Consider the following 25,318-nt stretch of genomic DNA (forward strand, 5'->3'; position numbering starts at 1 on the left):
AGTTATGTACTGTTCTATGAGAGCGGCCTTGTGTCGTGAAAGGGGCGCAAAGCGCCCCGGCCATCTCAAGCAATACCCAATTCGCCAAACACGAACGCATACTCCAGCGCCACATCCTTGAGCCCCTGATACCGCCCGCTCATCCCGCCGTGCCCGGCGCCCATCTCGGTCTTGAGCAACAGCAGGTTGTCATCGGTCTTGCGCGTGCGCAGCCGCGCCACCCACTTGGCCGCCTCCCAGTACTGCACGCGGCTGTCGTTGTAGCCCGCCACCACCAGCATCGCCGGGTAGGCCTGGGCCTTCACGTTCTCGTAGGGCGCATAAGCCTTGATCCGCGCATACACTTCCGGCTCCTCAGGGTTGCCCCACTCGTCGTACTCGGTCACGGTCAACGGCAGGTCGGGGTCGAGCATGGTGTTGAGCACGTCGACGAACGGCACCTCGGCGACCGCACAGCGGAACAGTTCGGGGCGCAGGTTGAGCACCGCGCCGATCAACAGGCCACCGGCACTGCCACCACTGATGGCCAGCCGGTCGGGCGCCGTCACGCCCTGGGCGACCAGGTGTTCGGCACAGGCGATGAAGTCGCTGAAGGTGTTGTGCTTGTGCGCCTGCTTGCCGGCACGGTACCAGGCTTCGCCCAGCTCGCCACCACCGCGTACATGGGCGATGGCGAAGGCCACGCCGCGCTGCAGCAGGCTCAGGCGTGCATGCGAGAACCATGGGTCGAGGCTTTCGCCATAGGCGCCGTAGCCGTACAGGTACAGCGGCACGGTCTGGCCCAGGTCCTGGCGGCGCCGCACCAGGCTGATCGGCACCTGGGTGCCGTCGGCGGCAGTCGCCCACAAGCGTTCGCTGACATAGTCGTCGGCATCGAAGGCGCCCAGTACCGGTGTTTGCTTGAGCACCACCTGGGCGCCGCTGGCCAGCTCCAGCTGGCGCACCTGGGCCGGGCGGTTGAGTGCTTCGTAGCGCAGGCGCAGGCAGGGGCTGGCGAACTCCAGGCTGTCTTGCACGTACAGGCTGTAGGCGGCATCCGGCAGCTCGACACGGTAGGCCGCCAGACCTTGCGGGCGCACTTCGATGATCGGCAGGCCGCCTTCGCGCAGGCTCAGGGTCAGGGCGCCGGCATTCAGGCTCAGCCCTTCAAGCATGACTGCCTCGCGGTGCGGCACCAGTGTCTGCCATTGCTCGCGGCCCGGTACCTCGGTAGCCGGGGCGTAATACAGGGCGAAGTTGATGCCGTCCTGGTTGGTGCGGATAAACCAGCACCACGCGCCGTCGAGCTGGCCGTGGTCGGGGAAGTATTCATGGCCCTCGGCACGTGGCGCCAGGCAAATGAATGGCGCCTGTGGGGTTTCAGCGTTCAGCACCCAGGCTTCGCTGGTGGTCTTGCTGTTCAGCAGCAGCACCAGCTGGCGCTCGGAACTGGTGCGGTAGCAATGCAGGAAGAAGCGCCCGTCGGGCTCCTCGAACACGCGCTCGGCACCGGGGCTGCCCAGCGTATGGCGGCACAGGCGCCATGGCCGGTGGGTGTCGTCCAGCTCGGCGAAGAACAGTGTCTGGCTGTCGTTGGCCCAGGTCATGCTGCCGTCGCAGTCTTCAAAGGGCAGGGCGGTGATCGCGCCGCTGGCGAGGTCTTTCACGTACAGGCTGTAGACCTCGTCGCCACTGGTATCCAGGCTGTAGGCCAGCAGGCGGTGGTCGGGGCTGATACTGAACGCGCCCAGCGAGAGGAAGCCGCCGTTGGCCAGTGCGTTGGGGTCGAGCAACAGCTGTTCCTGGCTTTCATCGACGGTGTTGCTGTCGTCGGCCGGGCGTGGGCAGCGGTAGTGGCGCGGGTACTCGTCGCCAGCGGTGGTGCGGGTGTAGTACAGGTACGGCCCCCAGGGTGAAGGCAGCGACAGGTCGGTCTCCTGGATGCGGCCCTTGATCTCTTCGAACAATTGCTCGCGCAGGGGCGCCTGGTCGGCCAGGCAGGCTTGCTGGTAGGCGTTTTCGGCCTGCAGGTAGGCGAGCACCTCGGGGGTGTCGCGCTGTTGCAGCCAGGCATACGGGTCGGCGGCCTGGTCGGCATGGGCAATCGGCGGTTGGGGCTTGGTCGGCATCGAGAATCTCTTGGTTGGGGTGGCCTGGGCCCGGCTGCGAAGCGGCCGGCGCAGGCAAACACTGTGTGCGCCCGGAAAAGTGTTTATCATAGGCACCTCTTTGCCTGGCTTGCACGAACACCATGATCGAGAACGACTACACCTTGGCCTGGGGCCTGTACGCGGTTGCCGCTTTGGGCTGCCTGCTGGTGGGCTTCAAACTGACCGGCTGGATGTGGCGCTGGTTGCGCGAGCCCCTGCGCGTGGTGCTGGCGGTGCTGTTGCTGACGCCGACCGTGGTTGACCCGGTCAAGGACAGCTTCGCCCCGGCCATCGCCATCACCACCCTGGATGTGGCGTTCAAGGTTGGCAACAATGCCTGGCGCGCAATTTCCGATTTTGCCATGTACGGCATGATCGCCTTTGCCTTGTATGCCCTCTTCGTATTGCTGCGCTGGCCGCTGGAAAAGCGCGCCCGCGAGCGGCGGGCCCAGGCTGAGGCCGCGGCCCAGCGCGAGCAGGCCGAAGATGACCGGCTCGGCGCCCAGGCCCCTTTGGCCGCCGAGCGCAGCGACCGTTACCGTGACCTCCCGCCACCTGCGGCACCCGGGGGAAATGGCCGGGTCGAGCCCCGTCTGTAAGCGGAGACACAGCCATGTGCGAACTGTTGGGCATGAGTGCCAACGTCCCTACCGACATTGTCTTCAGCTTTACCGGCCTGATGCAGCGCGGTGGCCGCACCGGCCCGCACCGCGATGGCTGGGGCATCGGCTTCTATGAAGGGCGCGGCCTGCGCCTGTTCCAGGACCCGGCTGCCAGCAGCGAGTCGGAGGTAGCCAGCCTGGTGCAGCGCTACCCGATCAAGAGCGAAGTGGTCATTGGCCATATCCGCCAGGCCAACGTCGGCAAGGTCTGCCTGGCCAACACCCACCCGTTCATGCGCGAAATGTGGGGCCGTAACTGGTGCTTTGCGCACAACGGCCAGTTGGGCGCCTTCAAGGGCCTGGGCAGTTTCTATCGGCCGGTAGGCGATACCGACAGCGAGGCGGCCTTTTGCGACCTGCTCAACCGCATTCGCAGCGCCTTCCCCGAGCCGGTGCCGGTGGAACAGCTGTTGCCGGTGCTGGTCGAAGCCTGTGCCGGTTACCGCGGGCAGGGCGTGTTCAACTGCATGCTCAGCGACGGTGACTGGCTGTTCTGTTTCTGTTCGACCAAGCTGGTGCACATTACCCGGCGTGCGCCGTTTGGCGCAGCACGCTTGAAGGATGTCGACCTCATCGTCGACTTCCATACGCAAACCACCCCCAACGACGTGGTCACGGTGATTGCCACCGAGGCCCTGACCGAGAACGAGACCTGGCAGCGCTACGAGCCGGGTCAATGGGCCCTGTGGCGGCACGGTGAATGTGTGGCGCACGGCCAGAGCTAAGGACGCTGCATGTTCAGAAGTTACCTGAGGTTGCTGCTGTTCACCTTCGGCCTGTTGGCCGGTATTCAGGTGCCGGGGCTGGTGAAAGACTACAGCCAGCGGGTGGAGGCGCACCTGTACGAGTCGCGCGAAGCGCTGGACGGTTTCAAGCAGACGGCCGAGCGCTTTTTCAATGGCGACCTGCAGGCCTTGTTAAGGCACTACCGCAGCAGTGATGACCCGGTGTTCAACAGTGACGCCAACAGCATCGAAAGCCTGATGATCCGCAACCAGTTGCTGGAGAACGAGTGGCAGGCCCTGCAAGGGCCTTGGGTCGCACGCACCTGGCATGTGCTGGTGCAGGCCGACCCGCAGTTGCGTGAAGAAACCCTCAACGGCTACAGCTACCAGATTCTGCTGGTGCCCGAGGCCATCGGCTGGGGTGTTGGCACAGGGTTTGTGCTGGCGTTCTTGGTCGAAAGCCTATTGCTGGGGCTTGGTTGGGTGATCCTCGGGGGGCGGCGCCGGGTGGTGAAAGAGAGCTGGCGCTGAGGGTGATCGCCAGCACAGGCACTGCGTTCTCAACGCCAACCCCCTAGGAAACCAGCACGATCCGCTGCCCACCCATATCCCGTGCATACCCCTCCAGCACCTGTCGGCACAGCCCGACTACCTCATCCACCAGCGCCACGCCGGTCTGCCAGGCCACCACCAGCTCCAGGCTCGGCGGCGGTTGCAGCCCGGCCAGCAACACCAGCTCGCCGCGGCCCAGCTCGGCATCCACCAATGCCGGTGGCAACGCGCCGATGCCGAAGCCGTCGCGTAGCAGCCGGGTAATGGCCGCCACCGAGTTCACGCAGTTCAGCCGCGGTGCGTCAGCCCCGGCACCCTGCAGCAGGCTCAGCACCTCCTGGTGCGGCCGTGAATTCTTCGAGAAGGTGATGATCCGCTCCCGACCGAGCTCGGCCAGCGAGCCGAAAGCGCGGTGCTGGGGCGAGCCGGCGGCAACCACCCAGCCCATCGGGTAGCGCGCCAGATCCAGGCTGCGGATCGACTGCTCGCGCAGCAGGTCGGTCTGCAGGATCACGTCGAGAAACCCCTTATGCAGTTGCTCGCGCAGGTTCAGTGCAGTGTCCGCCACCAGCTCGATTTCTACCTGTGGGTAGCGCTCGGTCAGTTCCGCCACCAGCGCACTCATCCAGGTGTGGATGACCGTGTCCATCACCCCGATGCGAATTCGCCCGACCTTGGCCCGGTCGCTGTCCAGCGATTGCTTCATGGCCTTGGCGGTGTCCAGCATGCGTTCGGCGTATTCCAGCACCTTGCCGCCTTCCGGGGTCAGGCTGACGCCGCGCGAGTCGCGCAGCAGCAGCTTCACGCCTAGGTCGGCCTCCAGCGCGGCAATACGGCTGGAGACCGAGGCCTGGGTGGTGAACAGCTTGTCTGCGGTCAGGCGGAAGCTCTTGAGGCGGGCGACCCAGACAAAGGTTTCGAGAAAGCGAAGGTTCATGATCAGTTTTTCTTGTTCCAGACCGGCGGTTTTTCTCGTTGGACGCAGCGCGCGCGGGCTCCGAACATTGGCCCAGGCCGCGACAGTACAGGTCGCCCATACAACAATACCAACAAGCCGAGGCAAGCATGAACCCCACCGGCGTGCAGCAGCAGGTCAGTTCTTCCCCTTCGTCCGGGCCGTTCGCCTGGTACCGCGACATCGACTCACAGCAACGGCGCACCTTCTGGAGCTGCAAGATTGGCTACGGCCTGGATGGCATGGACACCCAGATGCTCAGCTTCGTCATCCCCACGCTGATCATGCTGTGGGGGATCACCACCACCGAAGCCGGGCTGATCCACACCAGCACGCTGATCGCCTCGGCGGTGGGCGGCTGGATAGCCGGTATCCTCTCCGACCGCATTGGCCGCGTACGTACCCTGCAACTGACGGTACTGTGGTTTGCGTTTTTCACTTTTCTCTGCGGGTTCGCCCAGAACTACCAGCAGTTGCTGATCGCCCGAACCTTGATGGGCTTCGGCTTCGGCGGCGAGTGGACCGCCGGCGCAGTGCTGATCGGCGAAGTGATCCGCGCCCAGGACCGTGGCAAGGCGGTCGGCATGGTGCAGTCCGGGTGGGCCATTGGCTGGGGCCTGACCGCCATCCTCTATGCGCTGCTGTTCTCCTGGCTGCCGCCTGAGCAGGCCTGGCGGGCACTGTTCCTGTTGGGCCTGGTGCCGGCCATCTTCGTGATCTTCGTGCGCCGCCTGGTCAAGGACCCGGAGGTCTACCGCCAGGCCAAGGCGACGCCAGCGGCCGAGGCACCGTCGCACTTCTACGAGATTTTCGCCCCAGGCATGCTCTGGACCACCGTGCGCGCCTCGTTGTTGACCACAGGCGCGCTGGGCGGTTACTACGCCATCACGTCCTGGTTGCCGACCTTCCTCAAGAATGAACGCGGCCTGAGCGTGCTGGGAACCGGTGGCTATCTGGCGATGGTGATCGTTGGTTCGTATGTGGGCTACGTCGTCAGTGCGTACCTGTCCGACCTACTGGGGCGTAAGAAGAACTTCATCCTGTTCGCCGTGGGCTCGTTCGTCATCGTGCTGCTGTACACGCAGATGCCCGTCAGCGATGGCGTGATGCTGTGGCTGGGCTTCCCGCTGGGCTTCTTCGCCTCGGGGATCTTCAGCGGCATGGGCGCGTTCCTGACAGAGCTGTTCCCAACACGTATCCGCGGTTCGGGGCAGGGCTTCTGCTACAACATCGGCAAAGTCGTTGCGGCGCTGTTCCCGTTGCTGATTGGCTTGCTCGGCCAGCAGGTGCCGCTGGGCCTGGGTATCGGTGTGTTTTCTGCCGTGTCCTATGGCGTGGTGATCGTTGCAGCGCTGAGCCTGCCGGAAACACGCGGCAAACAGTTGCAAGCGCGGTAAGGTAGGCACATGCACGACAACAACGGAGGCCGCGTGGTGGAACGCCTGCTACTCAATTGCGACATGGGTGAAAGTTTCGGCAGCTGGCGCATGGGCCTGGATGCCGAGGTCATGCCCTATATCGACTGCGCCAACATCGCCTGCGGTTACCACGCCGGTGACCCGGGCATCATGCGCCGCACCGTGGCCCTGGCACTGGAGCACGGGGTGGCGATCGGTGCCCACCCGGCCTACCCGGACCTGGTCGGCTTCGGGCGCCGGTCCATGGCCTGCAGCCCCGAGGAAATTCGCGATTTGCTGCACTACCAGATCGGCGCACTGGAGGGCATCTGCAAGGTGCTCGGCGGCCGGGTGGCCTATATCAAGCCGCATGGCGCGCTGTACAACGACATGATGGCCGACCCGCTCAAGCTGCGCACCGTGCTGGAAGCTGTGGCGGCTTACGGCAGCGACCTGCCGCTGATGCTGATGGCCACCGCCGACAACCGTGCGGCCCAGGCGCTGGGCGATGAAATCGGCGTGCCGCTGTGGTTCGAGGCATTCGCCGACCGGGCCTATACCGCCAGCGGCCACCTGGTCTCGCGGCGCCTGCCTGGCGCCGTGCATCACGACCCGGCGCGTGTGGTGGAGCAGGCCGAGCGCCTGGCCCGTGGCCATACGTTGGTGGCGAACGATGGCAGTGCCTTGAAGCTGGCGGCCAGCACACTGTGTGTGCATGGCGACAACGACAGTTCGGTAGCAGCGGTGCGGCAGATCCGCCAAGCCCTCGATGCCATGGAGCGATGATGAAGCTGCGTATCGAAGTGGTCGCGTTCGACAGCCTGATGGTGCGCCTGTTCGAGCGTATCGACGAGGCCAACATGCCGTGGATGCTCGCTGCCAGCCAGTGCTTGCGCGCAGCGTTCGGCCAGCACCTGCTGGACGTGGTGCCGTCGTACACCACGCTCATGGTGCACTTCGACCTGCCGCCGGCCGAGGCGAGGGCGCTGATCGCCCAGGCCCTGGACGGTTTGCAGCCGGACGCCGGCAGTGCTGGCCGGCGCCACGAGATCCCGGTGTGGTACCACGCCAGCGTCGGCCCGGAGCTGCCTGTACTGGCTGCCCGCAGCGGCTTGACCGAGGGTGAAGTGGTCCGCTTGCACAGCGAGCGCGAGTACCCGGTTTTTGCCTTGGGCTTCGCCCCTGGGTTCGGCTTCATGGGCCTGGTCGATGAACGCCTGGCCAGCCCCCGCCTGAGCACCCCGCGCAAGCGCGTGGCGGCGGGCAGCGTGGGTATTGCCGAGCGCCAGACAGCAGCGTACCCGGCGGTGTCGCCGGGGGGCTGGAACCTGATCGGGCGAACACCGGTGCGTTTGTTCGACCATGAACGTGAGGGTTATAGCCTGTTGCAACCCGGTGACCGGGTGCGTTTCGTGGCGGTTACGCGTGATGAGTTTCTGGCCCTGGGCGGCGATGTGGAGGCGCAAGGATGAAGCAGTTGACGATCGAGGCCAGCAACGCCTTGTGCCAGTTGCAGGACGCGGGGCGCTTCGGCGTACGGCACCTGGGCGTGACCCAGGGCGGGGCGCTGGACTGGGTGGCGATGTACTGGGCCAACTGGCTGTTGGGCAATTCGCTGGCCGCACCTGTGGTGGAGGTCGCGCTGGGTGGCTTCTGTGTGGTGGCGCAGCAGGATTGTGTGCTGGCGCTGGCCGGTGCCGACCTGGATGCGCGAGTTGATGATCAGCCGGTAGCGCCCTGGCGCAGCTTTGCTTTGGGCAAAGGGCAGCGCTTGGCCCTGAAGCAGCCCAAGCAGGGCGTTCGGGCGTACCTGGCGGCGCCTGGCGGGTTTCGCGGCGAGGCGGTGCTGGGCAGCTGTGCCACCGTGGTGCGCGAAGCGCTGGGCGGTACAGGCGGCCAGGGCGCTGCGCTTGGTAAAGGCCAGCTGCTGGCTTTTGCGGGTACGCCGGCAACCCTTCGTGAAGTGCCGGATGCCTTGCGCCCGCGCTATCACCACAAGCCTGTGCTCGACCTAGTGATGGGCGCGCAGATCGGTGATTTCAGTGGTACCAGCCTGTTTGAGGCGTTCAACAGTGACTGGACGCTGGACAGCCGGGCTGACCGCATGGGCATCCGTCTACTGGGGCCGAAATTGGTCTACCAGGGCGCGCCGATGATTTCCGAGGGCATTCCCCTGGGGGCGGTGCAGGTGCCGCCGGACGGGCAACCGATCGTGTTGCTCAATGACCGGCAGACCATTGGCGGTTACCCGCGGCTGGGGGCGTTGACACCGCTGGCGCTGGCGCAACTGGCGCAGTGCATGCCGGGGGCGCAGGTGAAGTTCAGGGCGGTGGTGCAGGATGAGGCGTGGCGGGAGCAGCAGCAATACTTGGGCCGGTGGCTGTAAGGCTGCGGGCCCTTTCGCGGGCACGCCCGCTCCCACACAGGCCTGCGCCATACCTGTAGGAGCGGGCGCGCCCGCGAAGAGGCCAGACCGCTGGCAAGTGGCAGCCCGTTCTATCTCACTTTGAGAGATACCGCATCCCTTCCTCCAACCCCTGCAAGGTCAGCGGATACATCTTGTCCTCGATCAACTCCCGCACCAGGTGGGTCGAGGCGGTGTAGTCCCAAGCCTGCCGGGGATAGGGGTTGATCCAGATGATCTTGCGGAATTTCTCCATGAAACGCTGCAGCCACACATACCCGGCTTCTTCGTTCCAGTGCTCCACGCTGCCACCGGGCTGGGTGATTTCGTAAGGCGCCATGGCCGCATCGCCAACGAAGATCACTTTGTAGTCGTCACCATACTTGTGCAGCAGATCGAACGTGGAAAACCGCTCCGAGGTGCGGCGCAGGTTGTTCTTCCAAACCGACTCGTACACGCAGTTGTGGAAGTAGTAGTACTCCAGGTGCTTGAACTCGGTCTTGCAGGCCGAGAACAGTTCTTCGCACACCTTGACGTGGGCGTCCATGGAACCACCGATGTCGAACAGCAACAGCAGCTTCACGGTGTTGCGCCGCTCCGGGCGCATCTGGATGTTCAACAACCCGGCATCGCGCGCGGTGTGGTCGATGGTGCCGTCGATGTCGAGCTCTTCGGCGGCGCCTTCACGGGCGAACTTGCGCAGCCGGCGCAGGGCCAGCTTGATGTTGCGCGTGCCCAGTTCCACCTGGTCGTCGAGGTTCTTGTACTCGCGCTGGTCCCAGACCTTCACCGCCTTGCCCTGGCGTTTGCCTGCCTCGCCCACGCGGATGCCCTCGGGGTTGTAGCCGCCCGAGCCGAACGGGCTGGTGCCGCCGGTGCCGATCCACTTGTTGCCGCCGGCGTGGCGCGCCTTCTGCTCTTCCAGGCGCTGCTTGAAGGCCTCGATGAGCTTGTCCAGGCCGCCCAGCGACTGGATTTGCGCCCGTTCTTCGTCGCTGAGCGAGCGCTCGAACTCCTTGCGCAGCCAGTCTTCCGGGATCAGCGCCTCGATGTGCTGGTCGAGGTTTTCCAGGCCTTTGAAGTAAGCGGCGAAGGCGCGGTCGAACTTGTCGAAATGGCGTTCGTCTTTCACCAGAATGGCACGGGCGAGGTAATAGAATTCGTCCATGTCGGCGAACACCACGTGCTTTTGCAAGGCCTGGTGCAGGTCGAGCAGTTCACGCACCGACACCGGCACCTTGGCCGCACGCATTTCATTGAACAGGTTGAGCAGCATGGCCCGGCTCCTGTCAGCGGTTGCCGCGCCGGCTCATGAACGCCAGGCGCTCGAGCAGTTGCACGTCCTGCTCGTTCTTCACCAGCGCACCGGCCAGCGGCGGGATCGCCTTGGTCGGGTCGCGTTCGCGCAACACCGCTTCACCAATGTTGTCGGCCATCAGCAGCTTGAGCCAGTCGACCAGCTCGGAGGTGGAAGGCTTTTTCTTCAGGCCAGGCACCTTGCGTACGTCGAAGAACACGTCCAGCGCCTCGCTGACCAGCGCCTGGCTGATGTTCGGGTAGTGCACGTCGACGATCTGCTGCAGGGTGCTGCGGTCGGGGAAGGCGATGTAGTGGAAGAAGCAGCGGCGCAGGAAGGCGTCGGGCAGCTCCTTTTCGTTGTTCGAGGTAATGATGATGATCGGGCGCTGCCGGGCCTTGATGGTCTCGTCGATTTCGTAAACGTAGAACTCCATCTTGTCCAGTTCCTGCAACAGGTCGTTGGGGAACTCGATGTCGGCCTTGTCGATTTCGTCGATCAGCAGGATGACCCGCTCCTCGGCCTCGAAGGCCTCCCAAAGCTTGCCCTTCTTCAGGTAGTTGCGCACGTCATGGACCTTGTCCACGCCCAACTGCGAGTCGCGCAGGCGGCTGACCGCGTCGTACTCGTAGAGGCCCTGGTGGGCCTTGGTGGTGGACTTGATGTGCCAGGTGATCAGGCGCGCGCCGAACGAAGCTGCCAACTGCTCGGCGAGCATGGTCTTGCCGGTGCCGGGTTCGCCCTTGACCAACAGCGGGCGTTCGAGGGTGATGGCCGCGTTTACTGCCAGTTTCAGGTCGTCTGTGGCGACGTAGTCGCGGGTGCCTTCGAACTTCATGGGGCTGTCCTCTGTTGTAAGCCTGTGCCGGCCTCTTCGCGGGCACGCCCGCTCCCACAGGAATTGCACAAACTGCTGAATCTGCGGGGTACCTGTGGGAGCGGGCGCGCCCGCGAATGGGCCAACACCTGTTTTCGATTTGTTACCGACTATAACGCGGGCCCGGGCACCTGCAAACGCGGACCGGGTATTCAGTCCCTGAATGCCCCGTCACGCTGTTTCAGTCGGACTTCGGCGCCGGTTGCTCATAGCGTGCATTGAACGCCTGGATGAAACCGTTGCGCAGGATCTGCAGGAAGGCCTCGAAGGCGCTGATGTTCTGCTTGTGCACGCTGCCGCTGAGCTCCACCCGGGTGGCGAACTGGTTTTTCGGCTGGTTCTTCAGCACCGTCTCGGAGGCGCCCACCAGGGCCTCCCACACCGAGCGGAAGAAGCCTTTGTCCTTGTTCTCGACATCCTGCTGCCAGTCGAACACGTCCACGTCACGCAGCAGGGGTTTGATGTAGCCATTGAGGCGACCGTTTTCCGCCTGCGCCTCAATGACCACGTCACCATGCCCTGCGCTGAAGTCGAACTTGCCGTAGGCACTGGCGAAGTCATTCAGGTTGCGCAGTTCTATGCCGGTGGCACGCAGGCGGAACTCGAAGTCATCGAAGTCACTGAACGGGTCGAAGGTGGCGCGGCTTTCGACCTTGGCATTGCCGGCGATCAGCGCCGTGCCCTCGAAGCTGGCGTCGCGCCGGCCTTGTTTGTCGCGCACGTTGGTCAGGTTGCTGATGGTGGCGTCCAGCCGGGTTGCCTTGAGGTTGACCGGGGGGTTGGAATTGAAATTGCGAAAGGTGAGGGTGCCATTGTCGATATGCACTTCATCGAGGGTAATCGGCAGCAGCTTTTCCAGTTGTTGCCGCCAATCGGTGCCCTGGCCGGTCTGCGAGGCCTGCTTGTTGCCGCCGTCGACGAAGTTCAGTTCGGGCTGCTCGAAGATCACTTTCGCCACCACGGCCTTGTCGTAGATCAGCGAGTGCCAGCTGACCGACAGGTCGATAACCGGTGCATCCAGCAGCGGCACTGGCACCTTGCCGCTGGTCTTGACGATCCGCAGGCCGTTGATCCGGTAGGCTCCGCGCCACCAGGCCAGGTCCACGTCGGCCACGTGGCCACGGTAGTCGCCCATGTCGGCCAGCTTGTCGTTGAGGTAGTCGCGCACCAGGTAGGGCAGGGCCAGGTGCAACGCCACCAGCAGCGCCACCAGGCTGGCCAGGCCGATCAACGGCCAGCGATAACGGGCTTTCATCGGGGTGTCTCCTAGGAGGGATGAGCGGTGGACCGCAATGCGCCCGGCTGAGTTCGAACAGGCTTTACGGGCCTACGGCCGGGGCTTACCCTTGAGGTCTTTTCCTGCTCGCTTTCATGCCAAGGACCCCTGCCATGAGCCGTATCTTTGCAGACAACGCCCATTCCATCGGCAACACGCCGCTGGTGCAGATCAACCGGATCGCCCCGCGTGGCGTGACCATCCTGGCCAAGATCGAGGGGCGCAACCCCGGCTACTCGGTCAAGTGCCGCATTGGCGCGAACATGGTCTGGGATGCCGAAAGCAGCGGCCGGCTCAAGCCGGGCATGACCATTGTCGAGCCCACCTCGGGCAACACCGGTATCGGCCTGGCCTTCGTTGCCGCCGCGCGTGGCTACAAGCTGATGCTGACCATGCCCGCGTCGATGAGCCTCGAACGGCGCAAGGTGCTGAAGGCGCTAGGCGCCGAACTGGTGCTGACCGAGCCGGCCAAAGGCATGAAGGGCGCCATCGACAAGGCCAACGAAATCGTGGCCTCAGACCCGGCGCAGTACTTCCTGCCAGGCCAGTTCGAGAACCCGGCCAACCCCGCCATTCACGAAAAAACCACGGGGCCGGAAATCTGGAACGACACCGACGGCGCGGTGGACGTGCTGGTGGCGGGGGTGGGCACTGGCGGCACCATCACCGGTGTGTCGCGCTACATCAAGCATACCCAGGGCAAGGCGATCCTGTCGGTGGCCGTGGAGCCCGAGGCTTCGCCACTGATCACCCAGACCCTGGCCGGCGAAGAGCTCAAGCCCAGCCCACACAAGATCCAGGGCATCGGGGCTGGCTTCGTACCGAAAAACCTCGACCTGTCGATCGTCGACCAGGTGCTGACGGTGGCCGACGAAGAGGCCAAGGCCATGGCCATTCGCCTGATGCAGGAAGAAGGCATTCTCTGCGGCATTTCTTGCGGCGCAGCCATGGCGGCGGCCGTGCGCCTGGCGGAAAAACCGGAAATGCAAGGCAAGACCATCGTCGTGGTGCTGCCCGATTCCGGCGAGCGTTATTTGTCGAGCATGCTGTTCAGCGACATGTTCAGCGACCAGGAAAACCAGCAGTAACCGGCCATGCCGCTGACCGGGCTCAATGTTCGGCGGCCTGGTTGACTGCACAATCTTCATCGACACGATCCCGCCCGGGTGGTTTGTACCGCGGCGGGATCGGTTTATGATGGCAGGATGATTTTCAGGAGAGCAGGCCGCGCAGCCCTGTTTCTTCCCCTAGGAGTGATGCATGACCTTATCCTTTGCAGCCAAGGCGGGTGTCTTGCTGGTGTTCTTCGCCAGCGTGCTGTTCGTGCACCTGCGCGGCAAGGCCCGCCTGCCGGTGTTGCGCCAGTTCGTCAACCATTCGGCGCTGTTCGCCCCCTACAACGCCTTGATGTACCTGTTTTCCGGGGTGCCGTCCAAACCCTACCTGGACCGCCAGCGCTTCCCGGAACTGGATGTGCTCAAAGACAACTGGCAGGAAATCCGCGAAGAGGCCATGCGCCTGTTTGACGAGGGCTATATCCGCGCCGCCGAAAAGGACAACGACGCCGGCTTCGGTTCGTTCTTCAAGAAGGGTTGGAAGCGGTTTTACCTGAAGTGGTACGACAAGCCGCTGCCATCGGCCGAGGCGCTGTGCCCGAAAACCGTAGAACTGGTCAGCAGCATTCCCAACGTCAAGGGCGCGATGTTCGCCCTGCTGCCTGGCGGTAGCCACCTCAACCCGCACCGCGACCCATTCGCCGGTTCGTTGCGTTACCACCTGGGCCTGTCCACGCCGAACTCCGACGCCTGCCGCATCTACGTCGATGGGCAGGTGTACGCCTGGCGGGACGGCGAAGACGTGATGTTCGATGAAACCTACGTGCACTGGGTGAAGAACGAGACCGATGTGACCCGGGTGATCCTGTTCTGCGACATCGAGCGGCCGTTGAGCAGCCCGCTGATGACCCGCATCAACCGCCAGGTCAGTGCCTTCCTGGGCCGCGCCACCGCGCCACAGAACACCGACGACGAGCGGGTGGGCGGCATCAACCAGGCGTATGCCTGGAGCAAGCGCTTCTCCAACAAGCTCAGCACCCACGTGAAGCAGTTCAAGCGGGCCAACCCCAAGGCCTATCGGGTCTTGCGCCCGGTGCTGGCGGTGGTCGTGGCTTATCTGCTTTACCGCTGGTTGTTCTGAACGCAGGCCAGGCCTTGGCGCGGGTTCACCCGCGCACAGGCCAGCTCACCTCACACTGGCGCCCGCTATTGCCCAATCGTGGGTTCACCGCTATTCTCCACAACACTTCCTTCCCTGAAGCCTGAATCATGCCCGCCAAGCCCTCCACCACCAGCTTTGCCATCGCGCCAGTCGCGGGCATGGTCGTGCGTGGCAGCCAGCAGCCGGCCATGGTCAGTCATTACCCACCACCTGTCAGTGGCGCCGTAGGCGGCGTAGCTCCGCCATGCTGCGTGGTCGTGCTGGGCTGATCGGCTTCGGCCGAGTCCCTTCGCACACGCAACCCACTGAACCCGGCCGGCTACTTAGCGCGCTTTAGCACAGGCCGTCCGCTTGGCTTATCTGCCTATCATCAGGTGGCAATACATGTCCTTTTTCAACAAAGCATCCGTGGCCTCGGCGGCCACTACCAGCCTGTTCGTTCTGCTGTGGAGCAGCGGGGCGATCGTTTCCAAACTTGGCCTGGCGCATGCCAGCCCGTTCGCCTTCCTGCTGCTGCGTTCTGCCTTGGCCCTGGCAGGCCTGTTGCTGATCGGGCCGTTGCTGGGGCTGCGCTGGCCACGCCGTAAGGGCGCCATGCTGCGTGCCCTGGGCACTGGCTGCGTGTTGCTCGGGGCTTACCAGATCTTCTATCTGCTGGCCCTCGACACCCACGTCACGCCAGGCATCATGGCCACGGTCATGGGCGTGCAACCGATCCTCACCGTCGTGCTGATGGAGCGCCAGCGTTCGATCAGCCGCCTGTTCGGCCTGGGGCTGGGCTTGAGCGGCTTGATCATGGTGGTCTACCAGGGGCTCAACCTGGGTGGGGTGTCGCTGGCGGGCATGCTGTTCGCCCTGCTGGCGCTGGCCAGCATGACTTGCGGTTCGATTCTGCAAAAACGCATCACCGACAACCCCATGGGCACGCTGCCGCTGCAGTACCTGGCCGGCTTTGCCCTGTGCGCGCTGTTCGCACCCTTGCAACCCTTACAGGTGCAGTGGACCGGGGGTTTCGTGGCTGCCTTGCTGTGGATGGGCCTGGTGGTTTCGCTGCTGGCCACCTTGCTGCTGTATCGGCTGATCGCCAAGGGTAACCTGGTCAACGTCACCAGCCTGTTCTACCTGGTGCCGGCAGTGACCGCGGTGATGGACTTGCTGATCTTCGGCAACCGCCTGGCGCCGCTCAGCCTGCTGGGCATGGGCTTGATCGTGGTCGGCCTGCTGTTTGTGTTCCGCAAGCCTGCCAAGCGCCTGGCCGAGGCTTGAGCCCTAGCGGAACTCGGCGGGGATGGCGTGCCGGAGTACGCCTTCCTCGAAGTCCAGCAGCCCGGCTTCGCGCTGGGTGAGCAGGTAGTAGAGCAGGGTGTCGATTGAGCGCTGTTGCGGTACTGCCACGGCCAGCAGCCTTACCGACTGCTCGGTTTCACAGGCGCAGCCGAAATCCTGCAACGCAGCGCGAACCTGATCGAGGGTTTCCGGGGGCTTGACCAGCACCCGGAATACCGAGGTGCCGCTGCTTTGGCGCAGTTCGGCGAACCACGTCTGGCCGTTTTCTTCATAGGTGCCGATAAGGTCACCCGGCGCGATGCCGTACACATGAAAGGGGATGTTGTCCACGGCATGGCCGCCTTCCACAGCCTTGGCCCAAAGGCCTTCGACCGAGGCCGGTGGGTAGCCGTTGGCGTCCTGTTCCAGGCGGAACAGCACCTTCTTGCAGGTTGGGCTCATGCCGTTCTCCCGGTCAATTGCGCGCCGGGCGCAGTACCAGCCACAAGGCCACAGCAATCAGCAGGCCGCCATACAGGTGCGCCAGCGACAGCGGCTCGTCCAGCAGCCATGCGCCCCACAGCACGCCGAACACCGGGATCAGGAAGGTCACGGTGCTGGCCTTTACCGGGCCTATTTCTGCCAGCAGACGGAAGTACAGGATATAGGCGAATGCCGTGCACAGCAGGCCCAGGCCGAGCAGCGACAGCCAGACCTGCCAGCCGCCCCAGCTGGCGGGCGGCTGGCTGAGGGCGCTCCAGGCGAACAGCGGGCTCAGCATCAGCGTAGCGCCGAGCATGCTGCCCAGCGCCGACAGGCGGCTGTCCAGGCCACTGATCCAACGCCGCGCGAGGAACCCGGCAAAGCCGTAGCAGGTGGTAGCTGCCAGGCACGCCAGGGCGCCTTGCAGCAGGGCCATGTCCAGGGCCACCGGCCCGGCCCCGCTGAGGATGCCGACACCGAGCAGGCCAAGGAAAATGCCGCAGAGCTTGGCCAACGTCATGGGTTCACGGAAGCACAGCACGCCGATCAGCACGCCCATCAGTGGCGTGGTGGCGTTGAAGATCGCCGAGTAACCGGCTGGCAGCACCTGGGCAGCTACGGAATAGAAGGTTGCCGGGATGCCGGAGTTGATCATGCCCAGTACCAGGCAGGCCCCGAGCTTGCCCTGGAAGTCCCAGCGCACGCGGCTGGCGGCGACGATGGCGACCAGGCCCAGGCAGGCGATCGAGACGCGAAAGAACGCGGTCGGCACCGTGCCCAGCTCGGGGGCGATAATGCGCATGAACAGGAAACTCGCCCCCCAGACGGCAGCAAGGGTCAGCAGGCGGGTTAAAGCAATCGGGCTCACAACGGTCTCCGGAGGGCAGGGCAGGGCAGGGGCGCGAGTGTACGCGAGGGGGCGGGGCGATACTTGTGCTTTCTTGCGCAGTGAACCTGGCCCGCATTTGCATCAGGCCGACTAAGCTGTGTAACTCATTCACCCATGAGGTGCCTGGCATGCCCCAACCCTGGCCCGCTGTCGAAATCGCCCGCACCATCCTGGCGGGCTTCGACGATTACCGTGACCACTTCCAGCGCATCACCCTCGGCGCCCGCCAGCGCTTCGAACAGGCGCGCTGGCAGGAAATCCAACAGGCCGCGGCTGCGCGCATCAGCCTGTATGAAGAGAAAGTCGCCGAGGTCAACGGCTGGCTGCGCCAGGCCTTCCCCGCGCCGGTGTTGCTGGACGTGGCGCAGTGGCCGCTGGCCAAACACGCCTACATCCAGCAGATCGACCCCCGGCTGGACGATGAGTTGGCCGAGACCTGGTACAACTCGCTGTTCTGCAGCCTGTTCAGCCACGACCAGATCAGTGATGGTTGCATGTTCATCCACACCACCCGGCCGTCGCTGCGCGGGCGTGAGCGCGCCGCGCAAACCCGTACCTATGCGCTGGGCGGTAGCCTCAAGGGAATGTTGCAGGCGATCTTCGCCGACTACCCGTTCGATGTCGCCTACGGTGACCTGGAGGGTGACCTGGCACGGCTGCAAGCGCAGGTGCGCGAATGCCTGCCCGACGGGGTCTGCAAGGACCCGGAGCTGGCGGTGGAACTGTTCGTGCCCGTGCTGTACCGCAACAAAGGGGCCTACCTGGTCGGCCGCCTGTACAACCGCGATGAGCAATGGCCCTTGGTGATTCCCTTGCTGCACCGCGAGGGCCATGGCATCGAGGTGGACGGGTTGATCACCGACGAAGCCGAGGTGTCGATCATTTTCTCGTTCACCCGCTCCTACTTCATGGCCGATGTGCCGGTGCCGGCCGAGTTCGTGCATTTTCTCAAGCGCATTCTGCCGGGCAAGCACATTGCCGAGCTGTACACGTCGATCGGTTTCTACAAGCAAGGCAAGTCGGAGTTCTACCGGGCCTTGATCAACCACCTGGCCAACAGCGACGACCGCTTCGTCATGGCGCCGGGGGTGCGCGGCATGGTCATGAGTGTGTTCACCCTGCCGGGCTTCAACACCGTGTTCAAGGTCATCAAAGACCGCTTTTCACCGTCGAAAACCGTTAACCGCGCCACGGTGATCGACAAGTACCGGTTGGTCAAAAGCGTGGACCGGGTTGGGCGCATGGCCGATACCCAGGAGTTCGCCGATTTTCGTTTCCCACGCAGCAAGTTCGAGCCCGATTGCCTGGCCGAGTTGCTCGAAGTGGCGCCCTCGACCGTTGTCCTGGAGGGCGACACGGTGCTGGTGCGCCACTGCTGGACCGAGCGGCGCATGACCCCGTTGAACCTGTACCTGGAGCGCGCGGGCGAAGGCCAGGTGCTGGCGGCGCTGGAAGACTACGGCCTGGCCATCAAGCAACTGGCAGCAGCGAACATTTTTCCCGGTGACATGCTGTTGAAGAACTTTGGCGTTACCCGGCATGGGCGCGTGGTGTTCTATGACTATGACGAAATCTGCTTTCTGACCGAGGTGAATTTCCGTCACATACCGCCACCGCGGTACCCAGAAGACGAGCTGTCGGGCGAGCCGTGGTATTCGATCGGACCGCACGATGTGTTCCCCGAAGAGTTCCCGCCGTTTCTGTTTGCCGACATGGGCCAGCGGCGCTTGTTCAGCCGTTTGCACGGCGAGCTGTATGACGCCGATTACTGGAAGGGCTTGCAGGCGGCCATTGGCGAAGGGAAGGTGATCGACGTGTTCCCGTATCGACGCAAGGGGCGCTGATGGCGGTGTTGCAGGCCAGGCCCCTCACTCCTTCAGGCACTTCAGCTCGCTGAAGTGGCCGTGCACCTTGGCCAACCGCGCTTGCAGCAACTGCCGCTGCTGCACGCTACTTTGCTGCACCAGGTCTACCAACAGGCTGCGCGCCTGTTGCTCGGTGTTCTGGAAGGCCGTGCGGTATTCCGGCGTCCACAGGCTTTCCTTGTGTTGCAACAAGGTTGCCAGGCGCGGCTCGAAGCTGGCGTCGTTGCGTTGGTTCATCGCCAGCAGCAGCTGTTGCTGCCAGTGGGCGCGGTTGGCGATCCATTCGCGGTTCTGGTCGCCCAGCGCTGCTGACCAGGCTTGTACGCGTTGCTTCTGCACCGCGGACAGTGGGCCAAACCAGGCGGTCAGGCGTTTTTCCATACGCGCGCTGCGCTCGCTGACCTGCTCGGCCAGCGGGGTATCGACGTACTCTTTTTGCCGCTCGGCGATGTCGTCGCGGAACGCTTCACGCATTTCGGCCACCTGGCTGTCGCTCATGCCGCGCAACAACTCGGTCGCCGAAGGGGTGATTTCCTCGGCCACACGGCCAATCGCCAGGCGCGCTTCGCGGGTGCGTTGCTGCAGCGCCTGGTCGGTCACCTGGTTGTTGGCGACCATGGCGCGGACCCGCTCCAGCCAGTCAAGGTAGCCCGGTAACTGGGTCTTGCAGTGCCAGGCCAGGTGTTGCTTGAGGCGGTCGTCGAGCAAGGCCTTTTGCGTGCCGTTCATGTCCAGGTAGTCGCCCAGCGACCACGGCACCAGGCGATCGAGGTTGCGGTAGGCCAGGTCCATGCGGCTGCAGGCGCCAAGGGCCAGGGCGAATCCAAGGGCGATGAGCAGGGCTTTGGACAGGCGTGAAGGCATGTGCTGTTCCTTGCAGTGGCTGGCCAGACGGTAGACGCGAGGGGGGGCACGGCGGTTCCACTGCATCAGCGGTCGGGCGGCGCGCTGGCTTCAGGTGTAGAATAGCCGCCTTGTTATGAGGATCATCGGAAATGGCTCTGCTTGGGCGTTACAACAGTTTGCAAATCGTGAAACACGTGGACTTCGGTCTGTACCTGGACGGCGGCGCCGATGGCGAGATCCTGCTGCCCGGGCGCTACATCCCGAAAAACGCCGAAACCGAAGTCGATGACTGGTTGAACGTGTTCATCTACCTGGACAGCGAAGACCAGCTGATTGCGACCACCGAGAAGCCCAAGGTGCAGGTCGGTGAGTTTGCCAGCCTGAAGGTCAAGGACATCAACGGTGCCGGCATCTTCCTCGACTGGGGCTTGTCCAAGGACCTGTTGATGCCGTACTCGGAAGAGGCGCGGCCGTTGAAGATCGGCGACTACTGCGTGGTGCACGTGTACCTCGACAAGCGCACCCGCCGCATCACCGCCACTTCCCGCCTGGACCGCTACCTTGACGTGGCCCCGGCCGATTACAAGGTAGGGCAGCCGGTCGAGCTGTTGGTGGCTGGCGAAACGCCGATGGGCTTCAAAGCCATCATCAACAACCGCCACTGGGGCCTGATCCACAAGAACGAAGTGTTCAAGTTCCTGCGCTCGGGCATGCACGAGAAGGGTTTCATCAAGGAACTGCGCCACGACGGCAAGATCGCCCTCAGCCTGCAGCCGGTGGGCGCGGCCCTTGCCGACAGCCTGCAGGAGCAGATCATGGCGCGCCTGGAGGCCGAAGGCGGGGTGCTGGGGGTGTGTGACAAGAGCGACCCGGCGTTGATCAGCAAGCTGTTCAATGTCAGCAAGGGCAACTTCAAGAAAGCCATTGGCGGCTTGTTCAAGCAGGGCTTGATCATCATCCATGACGACCGGATCGAAAAGGCCTGATCAGGCCTGAACGAAGTTGCGGAAGTCCAGCTGCTCGCCACCTGGGCGGGTGTCGCGCAGCAGCGAGTCGCGGTCGGCGCTCAGCGCCAGGCTGATGGTCGAGCGGCGCTTGCCAGGCTTGCGCACTTCCATCTGTTCCAGATGGGCCTTGAGGAAGTTGGTCGGGACTTTCAGGTGCTGCAGCTCGTCGGTTTGCGGGGTGTGCAGCAGCAGGTTGACCCAGTCGGCCTGGCCCTTGCCCAGCAGCGCCACCGGCACTTCGAACCACCACAGGTTGCGTTTGTTGTCCAGAATGGCGAACAGGGTGTTGCTGCTGTTCAGCACCGGGCGGGCCAGTGCTTGGTTGCGCCGGGCGATGGCGGCGGGTTTGTCGAGTTTCATGCAGGTTCCTGCGGGTTGACGCTATGAAGGCCTGCATTGTGAGGGGTGCCACGGGGCGGGGCAAGGTTTGATGGTTGTGCCTGCTGCGGGCGCGCCAGGTGGGGGGCGCGGGTGCTGCCTTGTGTTGCGCCCCACCCTCGCCATCAGCCGGCCCTGGCGGTGCGTCAGCGACGAAGCGGCAGGCTCAGCTCGGAGGTTGCCCCATCAGCGGTAGTCACGGTCGCGGTGAAGCTGCGCAACCCAGCGATGTCGTCCAGCGCCTGGGCAAACCGTGCCTGCCCTTGTGCGTCGCTGTTCACCTGCACTTCGCCAAGGTAGTGCTCGGCCTCGGTGGCGTCGGCCTGGGCATTGCCGAAGAACTCAACGCGCAGCAGGCTCGATGCCGGCCCCTGTACTTCACCGCGCAGCACATTGCCTTCCAGCGCCAGCAGCCGTGGTGCCGGCTGATTGTGATTGGGCAGCGGCTGGCATGGCTTGGGCTCGCCCTTGGCGTTGCAGATGAGTGCCTGGTCCTGGTTCGGCAGGTCGGCGCCAACCCCGCGTGAGCCCACATACAAGGCGTGTGCCTGGGCTGGCACGCCAAACACAATGGCCCCGGTGCGCTGCCCGGGTACGCATGAGCCGCCCGCCTGGCAGCGGCGGATATCCTGGCTGTTGCCCCAGATGCGGTTACCGCTGAGGCGCGTGGTAGTCACCTCAGGCTCCGGGCGCAGGGCCACGCCGATGCGGTTGCCGTGGATCAGGTTGCCGTCCAGGATGTTGCCCTCGCCGGTGACGCTGACCCCGATCGAGTTGCCGCTGAAGGTGTTGGCCGCCAGGTAGTTGCGTTTGCCCCAGTTGATCTGCAGGCCGTCGGAGTAGTTCTCGAAGCGGTTGCGCACCACGCTGTTGTCGTTGCCCAGCAGAATCTCGATACCCTGTGAGGGCTCGGGGTTGGCTGCTGTGGAGCGGAACAGGTTGTCGGCTACCAGGTTGAATGCGGCGCCACGGGTCAGCTCCAGGCCATCCCCGTTGTCGATCAGCTGATTGCGCAGCACCTTGTTGTTGTTGGTCGTGGTGGCAGTGGGGTTGCCCGCGCCGTCGTCGCCAGTCAGCATGATCCCGGCGCCGCCTTTGTTGGCGACGATGCGGTTGTCTTCGATGACGTTGTGGCTGGCGCGGTTGACCAGGATGCCGATGCAGAAATTGCGCACTTCCAGGCCGCGCAGTTGCACGCCCTGAGTGTCACGCAGCACCAGCCCAGGGTTGGTGGTGGTGCGCACGTTGGTGCCGAACTGGCCGGGCAGGGCACCGGGGCAGGTGCGAACACCCTGGTCCTTGATGTAGGCGGAGCCGTCGATGGCAATGTACTGACCCTCGCGTGCCCAGGCCAGCCCGGTGATGCTGACCGGGCCTTTGATTTCCGGCAGCGCGTGGCTGGGGCGGATCACATAAGGTGGCTTGCCCACGGCGGCGATGTCGATACGGTAATGGCCGGGGTTCCGGTTACTGGTTTCAATGGCCCAGCGCAGGGTGCCGGGGTTGCCGTCGTCGGTGTAGCGCTCGACACGCAGGGTTTCAGGGCTGGCGGCAGCGGTGGCCAGGGTAGGCAGGGGCAGCAGTGGCAGCAAGGCCAGCAGTGCAGGCATCAGACGCATGGGGCGGGTATCCGAAAACATTGTTCTTGTGGTGTGCTCGCCTGCTTGAGGCGCACATTTGCACGGCATTCTAGGGGAGCCGTGGCGTCAACGCAGGGCTGCCTGTGTGAATTGGTGCGGTATTCGCCCGTTGATTGACCGCTTGGCTTGCGGGGTGAAAATTCGTTGAAACTCTTGCGCTGGGCGCTGGGTCCACCTTTTGTCGGCACGGCACGCGTGCCTCCATTTGCAGGAGTTTTGCCATGAGCGGTACTAAAGACAAAGCTAAAGGCCTGGCCAATGAGGCGGTGGGCAACGTGAAACAAGGTGTCGGCAAGGTGACCGACAACGACAAGCTACGTGCCGAGGGCAAGGCGCAAGAGCTCAAAGGCGAGGCGCAGCAAGTGAAGGGCGATGTGAAGGACGCGGTAAAGAAACCGTGATCTGAGCAAGCCTGTGCCGGCCTCTTCGCATGCGCGCGAAGGGGCCGTTACTTTTGCCGCCAATTTCTTCAATCGCGACTGGGAGCAGCACAGCACCGGCACGGTCTATTAGACTTGTGTGTTGATTCGATCAAGCGGCGAAAGGAGACGCTATGATTTTTTCCGCCCTGCAGGGCCTGCCTTTGCACCGCGTGCTGGCGCGCACCGTCAAGGAATTTCTCGATGACGAGATGTCCACCTATGCCTCGGCGCTGGCCTACCAGGCGCTGTTCTCGCTATTCCCATTCTTGCTGTTCCTGATTGCCTTGATCGGCTTTTTGCACCTGCCCGACTTTTTCTCCTGGTTGCGCCTGCAATCGGAGCTGGTATTGCCACCCCAGGCCCTGGAGCAGGTGAACCCGGTAATCGACCAGCTACAGCAATCCAAGGGCGGGCTGTTGTCGGTCGGTATCGTGATTGCCTTGTGGACCGCATCGGCCGGTGTGCGCCTGATGATGAGCGCCATGAACGCCGCCTATGATGTGCCCGAGGGGCGGCCGGTTTGGAAACGCATCCCGTTATCCATTTTCTATACCGTGGGCCTGGCCGGCATGCTGTTGGCAGCCGCCGCGCTGATGGTGCTTGGCCCGCAGGTCATGGAGTGGATCGCCGCCCAGATCGGCATGCAGGAGTTCATCGTCACCTTGTGGACGGTGTTGCGCTGGCCGGTGATCGTTTTTCTGCTGATGGTGGCGGTCGCGTTGATCTACTACGTAATGCCTGATGTGAAACAGAAGTTCCGCTTCATCACGCCGGGCTCGGTGCTGGCGGTGGTGGTGTGGATCATCGCGTCGCTGGGCTTTGCCTACTACGTGAAAACCTTCGCTGACTACAACGCCATGTACGGCAGCATTGGTGCAATCATCGTGCTGTTGCTGTATTTCTACATCTCGGCTGCCGTGCTGTTGCTTGGCGCCGAAATGAATGCGGTGATCGAGCACATGTCGGCCGAGGGCAAAAACCCCGGTGAAAAGGATTTCGACGAGCACGCGCCCGCGCAGACCATCAGTGTTCTGGGCCATGAGCACCCCACTTCGGGCCAGGCGCAGACTTCCGAGCCCAACCCCCGATGATCCGTGACATTCTCAAGATGGGCGACGAGCGCCTGCTGCGCGTCGCCGCGCCGGTGCCCGCGCAGCTGCTGGGCAGCGGCGAGCTGCAGCAACTGATCGACGACATGTTTGAAACCATGCGCCATGTCGGCGGCGTGGGCCTGGCTGCGCCGCAGGTAGGCATCGACCTGCAACTGGTGATTTTCGGCTTCGAACGCAGCGAGCGTTACCCGGACGCCGAGGCGGTGCCGCAGACCATCCTGCTGAACCCGGTCATCACCCCGACCTCCACTGAATTGGAAGACGGTTGGGAAGGCTGCCTGTCGGTGCCCGGCTTGCGCGGCGTGGTGCCACGCTTCAAGCACATTTGCTATGAGGGCATCGACCCACAGGGCAACGCGATCCACCGCTTTGCCGACGGCTTCCACGCGCGGGTGGTGCAGCATGAGTGCGACCACCTGATCGGCCGTTTGTACCCATCGCGGATCCAGGACTTCACCAAGTTCGGCTACACCGAGGTGCTGTTCCCGGGGCTGGAAGCAGGCGACGACTGACCATGCTGCAGGGCCACCAGGCGCTTGCTGCGCTGGTAACGTTGCAAGCGGCCACGCAAGGTGTCGGGCAGGCACTGCGCCAGTTCGAAACCCAGGCGTTGATAGAACGCCAGTAGGTCGGGGTGGCAAAACAGCCAGGTTGGCCCGTCAGCCTGGGCCAGCGCCGCTTTGACCAGTTTGCCGGCTACCCCTTGCTGGCGCCGTTGCGGGTCGACGAATAGGCCGGTCAGCCAGAAACCGTCGGGTACCTTGGCCAGGCTCAGCCCGGCAATGATCCCCGGCCCCCTGGCTACCCACAACTGCGCATCGCTTGCCGCGCGCATACGCGAGCCCTGGTGCCGGTAAAAGTGGTCCAGCAGCCGGCGTTCTGTATCCGCAAGTGCTGTGCAGGTTAAGTGTTCAGTAAT

27 protein-coding genes are annotated in these 25,318 nt (G+C 63.9%); 16 read left to right on the forward strand and 11 right to left on the reverse strand.

The genetic code is table 11. The features are described from left to right. Nucleotides 1-65 precede the first annotated feature (65 nt). Nucleotides 66-2,108 carry a S9 family peptidase gene (locus tag ACF8SD_RS02695; RefSeq protein ID WP_392485080.1) on the reverse strand — a complete coding sequence of 681 codons (2,043 nt, stop codon included), beginning with the start codon at nucleotides 2,106-2,108 and terminating at the stop codon, nucleotides 66-68. A gap of 122 nt (nucleotides 2,109-2,230) precedes the next feature. Here ACF8SD_RS02695 and ACF8SD_RS02700 point away from each other — a divergent pair, with 122 nt between their 5' ends. The 3 genes from ACF8SD_RS02700 to ACF8SD_RS02710 are packed head-to-tail and all read left to right on the forward strand — an operon-like array spanning nucleotide 2,231 to nucleotide 4,047. Next, a complete protein-coding gene (locus tag ACF8SD_RS02700) occupies nucleotides 2,231-2,728 on the forward strand; it encodes an MFS transporter (RefSeq protein WP_182366219.1) in 498 nt (165 codons plus the stop codon). 14 nt (nucleotides 2,729-2,742) lie between these two features. Continuing rightward, nucleotides 2,743-3,516, forward strand: coding sequence for a class II glutamine amidotransferase (locus tag ACF8SD_RS02705; protein WP_009686794.1), 774 nt, complete (start codon nucleotides 2,743-2,745; stop codon nucleotides 3,514-3,516). 9 nt (nucleotides 3,517-3,525) lie between these two features. Beyond that, nucleotides 3,526-4,047 carry a DUF2937 family protein gene (locus tag ACF8SD_RS02710; protein WP_392485082.1) on the forward strand — a complete coding sequence of 174 codons (522 nt, stop codon included), beginning with the start codon at nucleotides 3,526-3,528 and terminating at the stop codon, nucleotides 4,045-4,047. 43 nt (nucleotides 4,048-4,090) lie between these two features. Here the strand turns inward: ACF8SD_RS02710 and ACF8SD_RS02715 are convergent, their stop codons facing one another. Next, the gene (locus tag ACF8SD_RS02715; RefSeq protein ID WP_392485084.1) at nucleotides 4,091-5,005 is read right to left on the reverse strand and encodes a LysR family transcriptional regulator; all 915 of its coding nucleotides are present in this window, start codon (nucleotides 5,003-5,005) and stop codon (nucleotides 4,091-4,093) included. Between the two features lie 128 nt (nucleotides 5,006-5,133). Between ACF8SD_RS02715 and ACF8SD_RS02720 the strand changes: the two genes are divergently transcribed. From ACF8SD_RS02720 to ACF8SD_RS02735, 4 genes are read left to right on the forward strand one after another with little or no spacing between them, the layout of a single operon-like run. After that, nucleotides 5,134-6,420, forward strand: a complete 1,287-nt coding sequence (locus ACF8SD_RS02720) for an MFS transporter (protein ID WP_054905135.1) — start codon at nucleotides 5,134-5,136, stop codon at nucleotides 6,418-6,420. A 9-nt stretch (nucleotides 6,421-6,429) separates the two neighbouring features. Further along, the gene (locus tag ACF8SD_RS02725; protein ID WP_392485086.1) at nucleotides 6,430-7,206 is read left to right on the forward strand and encodes a 5-oxoprolinase subunit PxpA; all 777 of its coding nucleotides are present in this window, start codon (nucleotides 6,430-6,432) and stop codon (nucleotides 7,204-7,206) included. Further along, the gene (gene pxpB, locus ACF8SD_RS02730) at nucleotides 7,206-7,892 is read left to right on the forward strand and encodes a 5-oxoprolinase subunit PxpB (protein WP_173887957.1); all 687 of its coding nucleotides are present in this window, start codon (nucleotides 7,206-7,208) and stop codon (nucleotides 7,890-7,892) included. Before ACF8SD_RS02725 ends, pxpB begins: the two co-directional genes overlap by 1 nt. Next, entirely contained in the window at nucleotides 7,889-8,806 is a 918-nt protein-coding gene (locus ACF8SD_RS02735; protein ID WP_392485088.1) for a biotin-dependent carboxyltransferase family protein, read from the forward strand. Before pxpB ends, ACF8SD_RS02735 begins: the two co-directional genes overlap by 4 nt. Nucleotides 8,807-8,921: 115 nt before the next feature. On the opposite strand, the gene ACF8SD_RS02740 is transcribed toward ACF8SD_RS02735, so the two are convergent. From ACF8SD_RS02740 to ACF8SD_RS02750, 3 genes are all read right to left on the reverse strand, one after another. After that, the gene (locus ACF8SD_RS02740) at nucleotides 8,922-10,100 is read right to left on the reverse strand and encodes a VWA domain-containing protein (RefSeq protein WP_392485090.1); all 1,179 of its coding nucleotides are present in this window, start codon (nucleotides 10,098-10,100) and stop codon (nucleotides 8,922-8,924) included. Between the two features lie 13 nt (nucleotides 10,101-10,113). Further along, a complete protein-coding gene (locus ACF8SD_RS02745) occupies nucleotides 10,114-10,959 on the reverse strand; it encodes a MoxR family ATPase (protein ID WP_009686786.1) in 846 nt (281 codons plus the stop codon). A 220-nt stretch (nucleotides 10,960-11,179) separates the two neighbouring features. After that, on the reverse strand, nucleotides 11,180-12,253 hold the full coding sequence (locus tag ACF8SD_RS02750; RefSeq protein WP_009686785.1) for a DUF748 domain-containing protein: 1,074 nt from the start codon (nucleotides 12,251-12,253) through the stop codon (nucleotides 11,180-11,182). 134 nt (nucleotides 12,254-12,387) lie between these two features. Here ACF8SD_RS02750 and cysK point away from each other — a divergent pair, with 134 nt between their 5' ends. From cysK to ACF8SD_RS02770, 4 genes are all read left to right on the forward strand, one after another. Next, nucleotides 12,388-13,362 (forward strand): cysteine synthase A, encoded by a 975-nt coding sequence (cysK, locus tag ACF8SD_RS02755; RefSeq protein WP_009686784.1) that lies wholly within the window; start codon nucleotides 12,388-12,390, stop codon nucleotides 13,360-13,362. Between the two features lie 172 nt (nucleotides 13,363-13,534). Beyond that, complete coding sequence (locus ACF8SD_RS02760; protein ID WP_392485093.1) at nucleotides 13,535-14,470, forward strand: aspartyl/asparaginyl beta-hydroxylase domain-containing protein; 936 nt, start codon at nucleotides 13,535-13,537, stop codon at nucleotides 14,468-14,470. A 128-nt stretch (nucleotides 14,471-14,598) separates the two neighbouring features. Next, the gene (locus ACF8SD_RS02765; RefSeq protein WP_009686782.1) at nucleotides 14,599-14,760 is read left to right on the forward strand and encodes a hypothetical protein; all 162 of its coding nucleotides are present in this window, start codon (nucleotides 14,599-14,601) and stop codon (nucleotides 14,758-14,760) included. A 115-nt stretch (nucleotides 14,761-14,875) separates the two neighbouring features. Then, the gene (locus ACF8SD_RS02770) at nucleotides 14,876-15,757 is read left to right on the forward strand and encodes a DMT family transporter (protein WP_054913884.1); all 882 of its coding nucleotides are present in this window, start codon (nucleotides 14,876-14,878) and stop codon (nucleotides 15,755-15,757) included. Between the two features lie 3 nt (nucleotides 15,758-15,760). Here ACF8SD_RS02770 and ACF8SD_RS02775 read toward each other — a convergent pair whose 3' ends face one another. After that, a complete protein-coding gene (locus tag ACF8SD_RS02775; RefSeq protein WP_392485094.1) occupies nucleotides 15,761-16,219 on the reverse strand; it encodes a DUF4265 domain-containing protein in 459 nt (152 codons plus the stop codon). Nucleotides 16,220-16,232: 13 nt separating this feature from the next. After that, on the reverse strand, nucleotides 16,233-17,108 hold the full coding sequence (locus ACF8SD_RS02780; protein ID WP_029885395.1) for a DMT family transporter: 876 nt from the start codon (nucleotides 17,106-17,108) through the stop codon (nucleotides 16,233-16,235). Nucleotides 17,109-17,257: 149 nt separating this feature from the next. On the opposite strand from ACF8SD_RS02780, the gene aceK reads away from it, so the two are divergent. Continuing rightward, a complete protein-coding gene (gene aceK, locus ACF8SD_RS02785; protein ID WP_392485096.1) occupies nucleotides 17,258-18,973 on the forward strand; it encodes a bifunctional isocitrate dehydrogenase kinase/phosphatase in 1,716 nt (571 codons plus the stop codon). Between the two features lie 24 nt (nucleotides 18,974-18,997). On the opposite strand, the gene ACF8SD_RS02790 is transcribed toward aceK, so the two are convergent. Next, entirely contained in the window at nucleotides 18,998-19,858 is an 861-nt protein-coding gene (locus tag ACF8SD_RS02790; RefSeq protein ID WP_173887963.1) for a DUF6279 family lipoprotein, read from the reverse strand. A 131-nt stretch (nucleotides 19,859-19,989) separates the two neighbouring features. On the opposite strand from ACF8SD_RS02790, the gene ACF8SD_RS02795 reads away from it, so the two are divergent. Beyond that, nucleotides 19,990-20,826: a S1 RNA-binding domain-containing protein gene (locus ACF8SD_RS02795; protein WP_392485098.1), complete on the forward strand. Its 837-nt coding sequence runs from the start codon at nucleotides 19,990-19,992 to the stop codon at nucleotides 20,824-20,826. Here the strand turns inward: ACF8SD_RS02795 and ACF8SD_RS02800 are convergent, their stop codons facing one another. Next, complete coding sequence (locus tag ACF8SD_RS02800) at nucleotides 20,827-21,207, reverse strand: hypothetical protein (protein ID WP_009686775.1); 381 nt, start codon at nucleotides 21,205-21,207, stop codon at nucleotides 20,827-20,829. It lies immediately after the preceding gene. Nucleotides 21,208-21,371: 164 nt separating this feature from the next. Continuing rightward, on the reverse strand, nucleotides 21,372-22,844 hold the full coding sequence (locus ACF8SD_RS02805; protein WP_392485101.1) for a nitrous oxide reductase family maturation protein NosD: 1,473 nt from the start codon (nucleotides 22,842-22,844) through the stop codon (nucleotides 21,372-21,374). 242 nt (nucleotides 22,845-23,086) lie between these two features. Between ACF8SD_RS02805 and ACF8SD_RS02810 the strand changes: the two genes are divergently transcribed. The 3 genes from ACF8SD_RS02810 to def all read left to right on the forward strand — a co-directional run bounded on the left by ACF8SD_RS02810 (nucleotide 23,087) and on the right by def (nucleotide 24,911). Beyond that, nucleotides 23,087-23,266, forward strand: a complete 180-nt coding sequence (locus ACF8SD_RS02810; protein WP_392485103.1) for a CsbD family protein — start codon at nucleotides 23,087-23,089, stop codon at nucleotides 23,264-23,266. A gap of 152 nt (nucleotides 23,267-23,418) precedes the next feature. Beyond that, complete coding sequence (locus tag ACF8SD_RS02815) at nucleotides 23,419-24,378, forward strand: YihY/virulence factor BrkB family protein (protein ID WP_009686772.1); 960 nt, start codon at nucleotides 23,419-23,421, stop codon at nucleotides 24,376-24,378. Further along, entirely contained in the window at nucleotides 24,375-24,911 is a 537-nt protein-coding gene (def, locus tag ACF8SD_RS02820) for a peptide deformylase (protein ID WP_173887967.1), read from the forward strand. Before ACF8SD_RS02815 ends, def begins: the two co-directional genes overlap by 4 nt. On the opposite strand, the gene ACF8SD_RS02825 is transcribed toward def, so the two are convergent. Beyond that, nucleotides 24,866-25,234: a GNAT family N-acetyltransferase gene (locus tag ACF8SD_RS02825; protein WP_173887968.1), complete on the reverse strand. Its 369-nt coding sequence runs from the start codon at nucleotides 25,232-25,234 to the stop codon at nucleotides 24,866-24,868. The genes def and ACF8SD_RS02825 overlap by 46 nt on opposite strands. Nucleotides 25,235-25,318 lie beyond the last annotated feature (84 nt).

The organism is Pseudomonas sp. CJQ_9, from assembly GCF_043106615.1.
Classification (GTDB): domain Bacteria; phylum Pseudomonadota; class Gammaproteobacteria; order Pseudomonadales; family Pseudomonadaceae; genus Aquipseudomonas; species Aquipseudomonas juntendi.